The following is an 11,556-nucleotide window of genomic DNA, read 5'->3' as shown; positions in this document are numbered from 1 at the left end:
CAGTTCTGCGGATCACGTTAGGGTCGGGGATTTACCTCCACGATTAATGCTCGACCTCTATCGCCAGCCTTCCACCCTGTATTCTTTCATGCCCCGGGGCGGCCGCTCTGCAATGACCGTTAGGGTGGGCACCCCGTGCCCACCGAACGCACGCGTTCACGCGGCCGGCTTGACGACCAGCGCCTCCACGATACTTCCCACGTAACAGACGACGAACACGATCTCGGCCAGCTTCACGCCGATCGGCGTCGGCGCATTCTCGATCTGCGCCTCGATCGCGGCCGGATCCGTCGTCTTGCCGCTCAGGACCTGATCCACGACGGTATTCGCCTCGCCCAGCGCGAAATTGAAATACAGGATCCCGGCGATGGCGGCCGGCGCGAGGAACAGCAGGCCGCGCGTGCGCCGCCCCAGGTAGTACTGGCCCGCGCCAGGAAACACAAGGGCCGACAGCAGCGCGCCCACGCCTTTACGTCTCATCCGAACTCCTCTCTCTCACGGTTGCTGGCTTGACCCATCACAAGGGACAAGCCGCGGGACGGCGTACATTCACTTGATGCACGCCGGAAATTTTGACCCGGCCAGGAGGAGACCATGACATCCGCATTGCCCCTCGACCTGCTGCACCGGGCCGCGTCGTAGCATGCTGGCCCGCCTGCGCATCGGCTCCAAGCTGCTGCTCGCGCCCGGCGTCGTGCTGGTGCTGCTCGTGCTGCTGTCCGGCGCCAGCTATTACGGGATGGTACGCCAGAACGCGTCGCTCGACAGCATCGTCCAGCGCCGGGCCGCGAATATGCGGGCCGCGGCCGAGCTGTCCGCCTCGGCTCGCGCCGCGCATGCCGAGGCTTACCAGGTGCTCACGTGGATCAGCGGCAGCTTCCCGCGCTTTCGCGTCGACCCGCTTGCACAGGACCTGCAGGCCCGCCAGGGTGCCGTCGACCGGGATCTGGCCCGGCTCGCGCGCCGGACGGCCGACAGTCCGGACGAGCAGCGCTACGTCGAGCAGGCGCGCGCCGCGTGGGCGCAATACGTGCCGGCCGTGCGCGACGTGATCGCGATCGCCCGCATCGATCAGTCGATCAGCGCCAACGCCATGGTCAAGGCCGAGCGCGCGTTCGCCGTCGTGGCCCAGCGCCTGGCGGAACTGGCGCGGCGCGAGCAGGCCGCGTCCGAGCAGGCGTCGTCCGACGCGGCGGCCGACGTCCGGCTGTTCGGGATCGTGGCGCCCATCGTGATCGCGCTGTCGATCGCGGCGGCGCTCGCCATCACGACGGCCGTGCGGCGCGCGCTGCTCGCCGACATCGGCGCGATCGGCGCGGCGGCGAGCGGCCTGGCGAGCGGCGACCTGACGATCCGCGCCCGTGCGTACGGCGACGACGAGATCGGCCAGACGGCCCGGCTGCTCGACACGGGCATCCGCGGCCTGAACGGCCAGTTGCGTACCGTGCTCGATTCCGCCCGTTCGATCGGCGCGGCGTCGCGCGAGATCACGCTGGGCAGGGCAGGCATGCCGCCGCGCGCGCACGTGCGCGAGGCGGTGGAGCGCACGACCGTGTCGCTGCGCGCGCTGGCCGACGCCTTCGACGCAGGGGCCGCCGGCGCGCGCGCGGCCGACGCGCTGGCGGCCCGCGCCGACACCGTCGCGGACGAGGGCAACGCGAGTGCGCACCGGCTCGTGGCGACACTGGCCCAGGTGCGCCGCGCGTCCGTGCGCATGGAGCGCCTCAACGCCGCGCTCGAAGGTACGCTGGCCCGCGCGGCGGACGTGGAGGGCGGTGCACTTGACGCACGCGCGCTGGCGCGGCGCGCGCGTCAAGCGGCCCGGGAGGCCCGCATGCTCGCGCGCGAGACGGTGGCCGCCATCGACGATGGCGGCGCTTGCGTGCAGGGTGTCGGCGCCGCGGTGGCCGGCCTGGCGGAGGTCGTGGACGACATGGGGGGCATCGTCGACCGCATCGGCGACGCCGGCCTCGAACGGTCGCGCGAGCTCGCGGGCGCGACGCAGGCGATCATGCGCATGGACGAACTCACGCAGCAAGGGTCGCGCATGGTCGAGGAGGCGGCGCTGGCCGCGCGCGCACTGCAGCAGCAGGCCCTCGGCCTCGCGCGCACGGTGGCCGCGTTCCGGCTCGACGACGCCGGGCAGGGCGCAAACGAAACGGCCCCGCCGGGAACGCATGCACTGCGTCCCGGCAGGGCCGGGCGTCCCTACCTCCGGCTGGCGAGCAGCCGGGGCAAGAATCGCTGAATTCCGCTGCGTCACGCGTGGGCGGAGGCCGCCCATCCTACGAGCTGCAGTCACGCGTGGGCACGGGGTGCCCACCCTACGGCTGTAGGGTGGGCGGCCCTCCGCCCACGCGTAGCGTGTTACTCGTAGTCCTCGATCGGCGCGCAGCCGCAGAAGAGGTTACGGTCGCCATACGCATTGTCCGCGCGGCCGACCGGCGGCCAGTACTTCTTCTTGCGCAGCGACGGCACCGGGAAGGCGGCCACTTCGCGCGAATAGGTGTGTTGCCAGTCGTCGGCCGTCACGACTTCCGCCGTGTGCGGCGCGCCCTTCAGCGGATTGTCCATGCGGTCGTACTCGCCGCGCTCCACCTTCACGATCTCGGCGTGGATGCAGATCATCGCCTCGATGAAGCGGTCCAGCTCCGCCTTCGCTTCCGACTCGGTCGGCTCGATCATCAGGGTGCCCGGCACCGGAAAGCTCATGGTCGGCGCGTGGAAGCCGAAGTCCATCAGGCGCTTCGCGACGTCCTCGTTGCTGATGCCGGTGGCGTCCTGCAGTGGGCGCAGGTCGATGATGCACTCGTGCGCGACGAGGCCGTCGTGGCCCGTGTACAGCACCGGGTAGTGCGGCGCCAGGCGGCGTGCGATGTAGTTGGCGTTGAGGATCGCCACTTCCGTCGCCGCGGTCAGGCCTTCCGCGCCCATCATCGCGATGTACATCCACGAGATCGGCAGGATCGATGCGGAGCCGTAGGGGGCCGAGCTGACGGCGCCGATGCCTTGCTCGTCGCGCTGGTAGCCGGTGGAGGCCTGGTTCGGCAGGAACGGCACGAGGTGTTCGGCCACCGCGACCGGACCGACGCCGGGGCCGCCGCCGCCGTGCGGGATGCAGAAGGTCTTGTGCAGGTTCAGGTGGCTGACGTCGCCGCCGAACAGGCCGGGGCCCGCGACGCCGACCAGCGCGTTCATGTTGGCGCCGTCGACATAGACCTGGCCGCCGTGCGCATGCACGATCTCGCACAGTTCCTTGATGCCTTCCTCGAACACGCCGTGCGTGGACGGGTAGGTGACCATCACGCAGGCCAGGTTGGCACTGTGTTCTTCCGCTTTCTTCTTCAGGTCCGCGAGGTCGACGTTGCCGTTGGCGTCGCACGCCGTCACGACGACCTTCATGCCGACCATGTTCGCGGACGCCGGGTTCGTGCCGTGCGCCGACGACGGGATCAGGCAGATGTTGCGATGGCCCTCGCCGCGCGACTCGTGGTACTTCTTGATGATCAGGAGGCCCGCGTACTCGCCCTGCGAGCCGGCGTTCGGCTGCAGCGACACGCCCGCGTAGCCCGTCACGGCGCACAGCATCGCTTCCAGCTGGCCGATCATCTCGCGGTAGCCGACGGTCTGGTCTTCCGGTGCGAACGGGTGGATGTTCGAGAACTCCGGCCACGTCACCGGGATCATTTCGGACGTCGCATTCAGCTTCATCGTGCACGAACCCAGCGGGATCATCGTGCGGTCGAGGGCGAGGTCCTTGTCCGCCAGCGCGCGCAGGTAGCGCAGCATCTCGTGCTCGGCGTGGTAGCGGTTGAACGTCGGGTGCGTCAGGTAGGCGCTCGTGCGCGCCAGCGCGGCCGGGTACGCGTCGGTGGCGTCCTTGTCCAGCGTGTCGACGTCGACGTCCGCGCCGCCGAAGATTTTTACCAGCAGCGCGATGTCGTCGCGGGTGATCGTCTCGTCGAGCGAAATGCCCACGTGGCGCGCGTCGATGCGGCGCAGGTTGACGCCGTTGTCGTTGGCCACGCGGTGGATCTCGTCCGCATTGTCGACGATGACGGTCAACGTGTCGAAGTACGTGTCGTTCGCGAGCTGGAAGCCGAGGCTCTTCAACGCGGTGGCCAGGATGCCCGTGTAGCGGTGGACGCGGCGGGCGATTCCAGCCAGGCCTTGCGGGCCGTGGTAGACGGCGTACATCGAGGCCATCACGGCCAGCAGCACCTGCGCCGTGCAGATGTTCGACGTCGCCTTTTCGCGGCGGATGTGCTGCTCGCGCGTCTGCAGCGCGAGGCGATAGGCCGGGTTGCCCTGGGCGTCGATCGTGACGCCGGCCAGGCGGCCCGCCATGCTGCGCTTGTATTCGTCGCGCGTGGCGAGGTAGCCCGCGTGCGGGCCGCCGAAGCCCAGCGGCACGCCGAAGCGCTGGCTGTTGCCGACGACGACGTCGGCGCCCCATTCGCCCGGCGGCGTGAGAACGGTCAGCGACAGCAGGTCCGCGGCGACGACGACCATGCTGCCTCCCGCATGCAGCTTCTCGCAAGCGGCGCGGTAGTCGCGCACGTCGCCGTTCACGCCCGGGTATTGCAGCAGCACGCCGAAGCAGCTCTCCGTCAGGTTGTCGATGTCGGAGGCCGCAATCGTGCGCACCTCGACGCCGATCGGCAGGGCACGCGTCTGCACGACTTCCAGGGTCTGCGGCAGCACGTCGTCGGCGACGTAGAACACTTTCGATTGCGATTTGCCCACGCGCTGGATCAGGGTCATCGCCTCGGCCGCGGCGGTGCCCTCGTCGAGCATCGACGCGTTGGCGATGCCCATGCCCGTCAGGTCGGTGATGACCTGCTGGAAGTTCAGGATGGCTTCCAGGCGGCCCTGCGAGATCTCCGGCTGGTACGGCGTGTATGCCGTGTACCAGGCCGGGTTTTCGAAGATGTTGCGCAGGATGACGGGCGGCGTGTGCGTGCCGTAATAGCCCTGGCCGATCAGCGACTTCATGACCTTGTTCCGACCCGCGATGCCTTTCAGCTTCGCGAGCGCGGCCTGCTCGGGCAGCGGCTCGAAGAACTGGCCCAGGTCCAGCTTGTCCTTGCGGCGGATGTTGGCGGGAACGACGGCGTCGATCAGCGCGGCGCGTGACGCGTAGCCGAGGACGGACAGCATGGCCGCCTCTTCGGATGCGGACGGGCCGATGTGGCGCGGGATGAAGCCATCGCGTGCTTCGAGTTGGGTCAGGCTGGTGCGGGTCATGATGGGCACGAAAAAAGTGAGTGGGGCGTGACGCGGAAGGAACGGCAGGTCGAGCTAAGAAGTACAGGCAGGCGCGCCGCGCGGGCGCGCCTGCGAACAACGATCAGCCTTCGGTGGTCTTGCCGTAGGCCGCTGCGTCGAGCAGGTTGTTGAGGGCAGCAGGATCGGACGGCTGCAGCTTGAACAGCCAGGCGTCGTACGCGTTCGCGTTGATCGAGTCCGGTGCGTCGGCGGTCGCCTGGTTCACGGCGGTGACGGTGCCCGACACGGGCGCGTAGATGTCGCTGGCGGCCTTGACGGATTCGACGACGGCGGCGTCATCGCCCGCGGTGAAGGCTTTGCCGACCTGCGGCAGTTCGACGAACACGATGTCGCCCAGGGCGTCCTGCGCGTATTCGGTGATGCCCACGGTCAGGGTGCCGTCGGCCTCCTGGCGGACCCACTCATGGGATTCGGTGTACTTCAGGTCGGCTGGGATGTTCATGTACGTAACTCCGTAGTGATGGATGGTGCGGTAAGTATAGTGTTGTTCGATCAGGATGCCAGGATCTTGCCGTTACGCACGAACGGCAGCTTGACGACGGACGCGGCCAGCTTCTTGTCGCGGATTTCGACGTGCACCGTGTCGCCGACGGCGACGTCCAGCGGCACGCGCGCGAGCGCGATCGCCTGCTGCATCGACGGGCTGAACGTGCCGCTCGTGATCTCGCCGGCATTGCCGGATGCGGCCACGACTTTCTGGTGGGCGCGCAGGATGCCGCCTTTTTCGCGCAGGATCAGGCCGACGAAGTTCTGTTTCTGGCCTTGCTGCTGCAGCGCGGATTTGCCGATGAAGTCGCGCTCGGACACGAGGTCCACCGTCCAGGCGAGGCCGGCGTCGAGCGGCGAGACGGTGTCAATCATGTCCTGGCCGTACAAATTCATGCCCGCTTCCAGGCGCAGCGTGTCGCGCGCGCCGAGGCCGGCCGGCTTCACGCCGGCGGCGGCGAGGGCGTTCCACAGCGCTTCGACCTGGCTCGCGGGCACGCCGATCTCGAAGCCGTCCTCGCCCGTGTAGCCGGTGCGCGCGATCATCAGTTCGCCGAACGGCGTGCCTGCCACGATGACGGCATTGAACGGCTTCAGGCCTTCCGACGCGGCTTGCGCCTGCGGCACCACCTGCCACACTTTCGCGCGCGCGTTCGGGCCCTGCACGGCGACGAGGGCGATGCCGTCATCGCTCAGGTCGGCGCGGCGCGGGATGATGGTCAGATTGCTGTTGGTGGCATCGTTCTGCTGGCGGATCCAGGCGATGTCCTTCTCGGCCGTGCCCGCGTTGACTACGAGGCGGAACCAGTCTTCGGCGAAGTAGTAGACGATCAGGTCGTCGATGACGCCGCCCTGCGGGTTCAGCATGCACGAGTAGAGGGCCTTGCCCGGTGCCTGAAGCTTGTCGACGTTGTTCGCGAGGAGGCCGCCCAGGAAGGCACGCACGTTGGCGCCTTTCAGGTCGACGACGCACATGTGGGACACGTCGAACATGCCGGCATCGCCGCGCACGGCATTGTGCTCCTCGATCTGGGAGCCGTAGTTGACGGGCATGTCCCAGCCGCCGAAGTCGACCATCTTGGCGCCAGCGGCACGGTGTACGGAATTGAGCGGGGTCGCTTTGAGCGTCATGGATGGATCCTCGGCAGAAAATGGGGTCGCGCACGCGGTCGCCCGCATGCTCTCGCACCCCTCTGTCCTCGGTACCTGAGAGATAGCGGCGCATGTGCTGTCCGCCTGCCCCTTCGGTGGGCCGCACGGGCCGCTCTCCAGAGTTGGTCCGCCGCGCGTATCGCACAGCAGCCCTCGACCGGTCCGGTTGCCTGAGAGTTTTTGGGTAATGCCCCTTCGGCGGCAGCCTGCGCTGCGCTCTCCCGGTCAAGACTGCGAAGTCTATGTCAGTGGTGCCGGGAAGTCAATCCGACAAGGCCGCGCCGAAGGTGGCAGCAAGGGCGACCGGCCGGGGCGCGCACTATTGCAGTGCGGCACCATGGGCCTGCGGACGGGTTTTGTTACACTTGCCCCAACGACCTTGCGATAGAAGAGACCCCACTATGAGCGAAGATCAAGGAAAACCGAAAGAAGGGTACTTCACCCTGTCCGGCGACGTGAACAGCGACATGGTGCATCGCGTCTTCGAGGCGGTGGCCGGCATGAACGACGACGGCATCGAGACGGCGCACATCCTCGTGCAGTCGAACGGCGGCTATGTCAGCGACGGCCTGTGCCTGTACAACTTCCTGGCCAATGCGCCGGTCGAGTGCATCATGTACAACGGGGGCGCCGTCGCGTCGATCGCCGTGATCCTGTTCCTGGCGGGCAAGCAGCGCTATGCGAGCGAGACGGCGCGCTTCATGATCCACAAATCGCATGCGACGGCGTCGCCGGGGTCGCGTCCGGATGCCCTGAACATCATCGTCGAGGGCTTGCGTGCCGACGACGCGCGCACGGAATCGATCCTGCGCAAGACCGTCGAGCTGACCCCCGAGCAGTGGGGCATCCACCAGTACGGCGACCTGCACCTGAACGCGCGCGACGCGAAGGCGGCGGGCATGATCGACGACGTCCGCGACTTTGCGCCGCCCAAGGGCGCGTACCTGCGCAACATCTGATTCAGCGGGGCGCGGCGCCGGCGCGCCTACGTCCACGCTGCGCCAAAACAGACAGAGCCTGTAGCGGTGTCCCGCTTCAGGCTCTTTCCGTACTTCCTGTGTGGCGACCGTTGTTGACCGGGCCCGGAAATCGGACCGGTCCGGCGCGCGCCGCGATCAGCGCTTGTTGTCGTTCTTGTGGCTTTGACGGCCAGCCTCGGCATGCTGCTCCGGGGTGCCGCCGCGGGTGCCGCCCGAGCCGCCCGAACGCGAGCCCGAGCCGGAGCCCGACTGTTTGTTGCCGTCGTTCTTGTGGCTTTGCTGGCCAGCCTTGACGTGCTGTTCGTGGGAGCCGCCCTGGTTGCCCGAGCGCGAAGAATTCTTGTTCGCCATGATCATTCCTTTCGATAGTGGAAATGTCCTGCTTGCCGAAAAAGTTTCTACCAAACATTGATATTTGGTAGCGATGTCGGTGGTGCAATGATGAGAGCCCGGCAATTGAACGGGTATCGGATCAATTCTTGGACTGTTGTAGGACTAGACGCATTTCGAAAGCAATAATTTTCTCCTCCAGAGCATTATTCGCATAATCTTATTCGTCGGCAACCGTATTTTGCGGCGCAACATAGCGTTTTGCAGCATTAATAAGGCTTTTCAATAGCATAATCATTTTTCGGTGTTCCGTTGGGTCGACGCCAGTGGTCACGCCGCCGTTATTGATTTTCATTGCCACTTGGAAATTATGTGCCACAATACATGCACACCTTCCTACGCGCACGATGACCTCAAGCCATGTCCAGACTCCGGCCGCCAAGCCTGCGTCCCCGCAGCAGGAGACGCTGGACACGCTCGCCGGTATCGTCGCCGACTACGTCAAGGAACACTTGACCGCGATGACGGCCCGCATGGCCGCGGCGCTCGGCGACGTGGGGCAGCAGCAGGGCGACCCGCAGCAGGTCTACCAGCGCGTCAAATCGGCGCGACTGCTCAAGGACAATGCCTACGCGTTCTTCCACCTGGCGTCCGGCGCCATCGACGCGGCCGTGCGCCGCGAACTCGGCCGGCTGTCGCCGCAGCCCGCGGCAAAACGTCCGTCGGCCGCGACGCTGAGCCTCGTCCCGCTGGAGGAGATGGACAGCCGCCTCGCGCTCGGCGCGCTGGCCCGGCCGTTCGACATCGCCCATTCCGACCTGCTTGCCACGCTGGCCGTGCGGCTCGGCATGCTGCTCGGCCGCGGCGTGCTCCGGGCCGACAGCAACCCGTTCCGGCCCGACGTCTTCCTCGGCGCAATCGACGACGCGTGGCGCGAATTCGAGCCGGAAGCCGAGGCGCACGGCCTCGTCCAGCTCCTGCTGCGCCCCGAGATCCTGTTCGACTTCGCACCCCTGCTCGACGCGCTCGTCGCCGCGCTGCGCAAGGTGGGCCAGCCGGGCTCCGTCGACGCCTACCGCATCCAGAAGACGGATGGCGCGGCCGCCGCGAAGGCGGCCCGCGCGGGCCAGCGCGCCGCGCTCGCCGAACAATTGCGCAAGCTGTTCGGCGACGACGGCGGCGACGATGGCGTGCCCCTCATCCCGGACTTGCCCACGCTGCCGTCCAGCGGCGGCGGCTGGCGGCCCAGCGGCGCGGGCGCGTTCGCGGCGCCCCCTGCGCAGGCGGGACAGGCGCCGGACGCGGTCCGGTCCGGCGTCGGTGCGGCCGCTGCGGGCGGGTTGCCGGCCGGCGTTGCGGTGCACGGCGGACCGAACGGAACCGCTAGCGCGGCGCACGCTGTCGGGACGCTTGCGGGCCCCGGCGTGGCGGCGGTCGCAGCAACCGGGGCCGGCGTCCAGCCAGCGGCCGGATTCGCAGCGCCGTCCGGCGCGTCCGCCCAGCCTGCCGCCGGCGTCGGGCCTGGCGCGACCGGGCAGGGCGCACACACGGCGGTCGCGCCGGCTGCCGGCTTCGGCCCCAGCGCTGCTGGCGCAGGATCGGGCCTGCCGCCACAGTTCGTCGCCGGGAACGGCCAGGCGCCGGTCGCCAATGCGGGTCAAGCCGGCTGGTCGGCAGCCGTGCAGGGCACACTTGCGCAATACGGCGGCGCGGCACCGCTGCTCGACGTGTTGGCGCGGATCGAACCGGTGCTGGCGCATGCGGTCGAGGCCGGGGCCGCCGCGCCGTCCGGCGGGGCAACCGGTGCGCTGCCGCACAACGTGTTCTACCTGCCGCGCCTGAAGCAGAGCTTGCCGCAGGGCAGCCTGCCGCGGCGCGACGAGCGCACGCTGGACCTGCTGTCGCGCGTCTTCGAGACCGTGCTTCTGGACGACAGCATCCCGCCGCGCACGCGCGAATTGCTGCAGGTGCTGCAAGTCCCGGTGCTGAAGGCGGCCTTGCTGGACAAGAATTTCTTTTTCGAGGAAGCGCATCCCGCACGCCGCCTCGTCGACCTGATGTCGCGCGTCGGCTGGGAACAGCACGAGAACCACGACGATCCGCTGTTCCAGGCCATGCAACGCAGCGTCGCGCGCGTGGGCGAGGCGCAGCCGGACGCGTTCGCTAACGCCGTCGCCGAGCTGGAAGCGGGCATCGCCGCCGACGAGACGGCGCAGGATGAAGCGCTCGCCGCACCCGTCGCCAGTGCCATCCGGCAGGAAAAACGCGATGTGGCCGCGCGCCAGGCCCGCGACGCCATTGCGCTGCGCGTGCAGGGCGGCGGCGTCGTCGACGTCGTCAGCGGTTTTCTGGAACAGCGCTGGGCGACGGTGCTGACGTTCGCGTACACGATCGAGGACACGCGCCCGGGCGCCGTCGGCAATGCGACGCGCGCCATGGACGACCTGATCTGGAGCGTCAAGCCCAAGGCCACGCAGGAGCAGCGCAAGGCCCTGATCGCACGGCTGCCGCGCCTGCTCGCGACGTTGAACAAGTGGCTCGACGCGATCAAATGGCAGGATGCGGAGCGCCTGCAATTCTTTGCCCGCCTGGCGGAGTATCACGCGGCGATCGTGCGTGCGCCGATCGAACTGTCGCCGGAGCGCCAGCTGGAACTGGCCGTCGAGGCCGCCCAGCAGGACGCGCTGCGCCGCGTCGAACTGGAGAATGCAGCCCTTGACCGGGCGGCGGCGCGGGAGGCCGAGGTGTCCGCCGTCGACGGCCTGGAGCGGGGCATGTGGCTCGAATTCCGTACGGCCGAGGGGGCGCGCAAGGTCAAGCTGGCATGGGTGAGCCCGTTGCGCACGCTGTTCATTTTCTCCGGCGCGGGCCGGCGCGAAGCGTTCTCGCTGTCCGCCGAAAAGCTGGCCGCCGCGCTGAACGCCGGTAACGCGCGGGTGCTCGCCATCGACGGCGTCGTGGGGCAGGTGTTGTCCGAGGCGATGGCGCAAGGGGCCGTCAACGACCCGTCCGTCGCGCTCGCGATGCCGTAGCTTCCGCATCCGCATCCGCATCTGCGTGGGCGCTCCTGTGCCCACGCAGATGCCAGCGGTTTGTTGGCGTTACGTGCGGGCGCAGAGCGCGCGCCACGTGTTGGTATCTGCCTCCCGGCCGGGTTATAGTCGCACCGGCACCATCCTCGTACCGCCGCAGCAAGCTCCCGCGCCCCCATCTTCCGGCACCGGACCGCGCAGGCGCGCCCGCCGCAGCCGCCGCGCTCGGGCGCCCACGTTACCCGCCGGGCACGCACACCGGCCAAAACTTGGCCGAAAAGCAAGGC

At 68.4% G+C, this 11,556-nt stretch carries 9 protein-coding genes and 2 riboswitches; of the genes, 3 read left to right on the top strand and 6 right to left on the bottom strand.

The window, feature by feature from the left end; translation table 11 throughout:
• Nucleotides 1–156: 156 nt before the first annotated feature.
• Complete coding sequence (locus HAV22_RS02970; protein ID WP_166856284.1) at nt 157–480, bottom strand: DUF6677 family protein; 324 nt, start codon at nt 478–480, stop codon at nt 157–159.
• 163 nt (nt 481–643) lie between these two features.
• On the opposite strand from HAV22_RS02970, the gene HAV22_RS02965 reads away from it, so the two are divergent.
• Complete coding sequence (locus tag HAV22_RS02965; protein ID WP_166856282.1) at nt 644–2,248, top strand: MCP four helix bundle domain-containing protein; 1,605 nt, start codon at nt 644–646, stop codon at nt 2,246–2,248.
• A 119-nt stretch (nt 2,249–2,367) separates the two neighbouring features.
• Here HAV22_RS02965 and gcvP read toward each other — a convergent pair whose 3' ends face one another.
• The 3 genes from gcvP to gcvT all read right to left on the bottom strand — a co-directional run bounded on the left by gcvP (nt 2,368) and on the right by gcvT (nt 6,906).
• A complete protein-coding gene (gene gcvP, locus HAV22_RS02960; RefSeq protein ID WP_166856280.1) occupies nt 2,368–5,247 on the bottom strand; it encodes an aminomethyl-transferring glycine dehydrogenase in 2,880 nt (959 codons plus the stop codon).
• 103 nt (nt 5,248–5,350) lie between these two features.
• On the bottom strand, nt 5,351–5,731 hold the full coding sequence (gcvH, locus tag HAV22_RS02955; RefSeq protein WP_166856278.1) for a glycine cleavage system protein GcvH: 381 nt from the start codon (nt 5,729–5,731) through the stop codon (nt 5,351–5,353).
• 50 nt (nt 5,732–5,781) lie between these two features.
• Complete coding sequence (gene gcvT, locus HAV22_RS02950; RefSeq protein ID WP_166856276.1) at nt 5,782–6,906, bottom strand: glycine cleavage system aminomethyltransferase GcvT; 1,125 nt, start codon at nt 6,904–6,906, stop codon at nt 5,782–5,784.
• 52 nt (nt 6,907–6,958) lie between these two features.
• Nucleotides 6,959–7,057: riboswitch (glycine riboswitch) on the bottom strand.
• 18 nt (nt 7,058–7,075) lie between these two features.
• Nucleotides 7,076–7,161, bottom strand: a riboswitch (glycine riboswitch).
• Nucleotides 7,162–7,328: 167 nt separating this feature from the next.
• Between gcvT and HAV22_RS02945 the strand changes: the two genes are divergently transcribed.
• A complete protein-coding gene (locus HAV22_RS02945) occupies nt 7,329–7,886 on the top strand; it encodes an ATP-dependent Clp protease proteolytic subunit (protein WP_166856274.1) in 558 nt (185 codons plus the stop codon).
• A gap of 156 nt (nt 7,887–8,042) precedes the next feature.
• On the opposite strand, the gene HAV22_RS02940 is transcribed toward HAV22_RS02945, so the two are convergent.
• On the bottom strand, nt 8,043–8,258 hold the full coding sequence (locus HAV22_RS02940) for a hypothetical protein (RefSeq protein ID WP_229421020.1): 216 nt from the start codon (nt 8,256–8,258) through the stop codon (nt 8,043–8,045).
• A 199-nt stretch (nt 8,259–8,457) separates the two neighbouring features.
• Nucleotides 8,458–8,592 (bottom strand): hypothetical protein, encoded by a 135-nt coding sequence (locus tag HAV22_RS31450; protein WP_267874744.1) that lies wholly within the window; start codon nt 8,590–8,592, stop codon nt 8,458–8,460.
• Nucleotides 8,593–8,644: 52 nt separating this feature from the next.
• Here HAV22_RS31450 and HAV22_RS02935 point away from each other — a divergent pair, with 52 nt between their 5' ends.
• A complete protein-coding gene (locus tag HAV22_RS02935) occupies nt 8,645–11,269 on the top strand; it encodes a DUF1631 family protein (RefSeq protein ID WP_166856270.1) in 2,625 nt (874 codons plus the stop codon).
• The last annotated feature ends 287 nt before the right edge of the window (nt 11,270–11,556 follow it).

The sequence above is a fragment of the Telluria antibiotica genome, assembly GCF_011682055.1.
Taxonomy (GTDB): domain Bacteria; phylum Pseudomonadota; class Gammaproteobacteria; order Burkholderiales; family Burkholderiaceae_D; genus Telluria; species Telluria antibiotica.
Note: the sequence above shows the minus strand (reverse complement) of the source record. Positions and strands in the feature narration are given on the sequence as shown.

Bases quoted from the DNA above. Each gene is read 5' to 3' on its own strand.
- HAV22_RS02970 (WP_166856284.1), bottom strand. From the start codon at position 480: ATGAGACGTAAAGGCGTGGGCGCGCTGCTGTCGGCCCTTGTGTTTCCT.
- HAV22_RS02965 (WP_166856282.1), top strand. From the start codon at position 644: ATGCTGGCCCGCCTGCGCATCGGCTCCAAGCTGCTGCTCGCGCCCGGC.
- gcvP (WP_166856280.1), bottom strand. From the start codon at position 5,247: ATGACCCGCACCAGCCTGACCCAACTCGAAGCACGCGATGGCTTCATC.
- gcvH (WP_166856278.1), bottom strand. From the start codon at position 5,731: ATGAACATCCCAGCCGACCTGAAGTACACCGAATCCCATGAGTGGGTC.
- gcvT (WP_166856276.1), bottom strand. From the start codon at position 6,906: ATGACGCTCAAAGCGACCCCGCTCAATTCCGTACACCGTGCCGCTGGC.
- HAV22_RS02945 (WP_166856274.1), top strand. From the start codon at position 7,329: ATGAGCGAAGATCAAGGAAAACCGAAAGAAGGGTACTTCACCCTGTCC.
- HAV22_RS02940 (WP_229421020.1), bottom strand. From the start codon at position 8,258: ATGGCGAACAAGAATTCTTCGCGCTCGGGCAACCAGGGCGGCTCCCAC.
- HAV22_RS31450 (WP_267874744.1), bottom strand. From the start codon at position 8,592: ATGAAAATCAATAACGGCGGCGTGACCACTGGCGTCGACCCAACGGAA.
- HAV22_RS02935 (WP_166856270.1), top strand. From the start codon at position 8,645: ATGACCTCAAGCCATGTCCAGACTCCGGCCGCCAAGCCTGCGTCCCCG.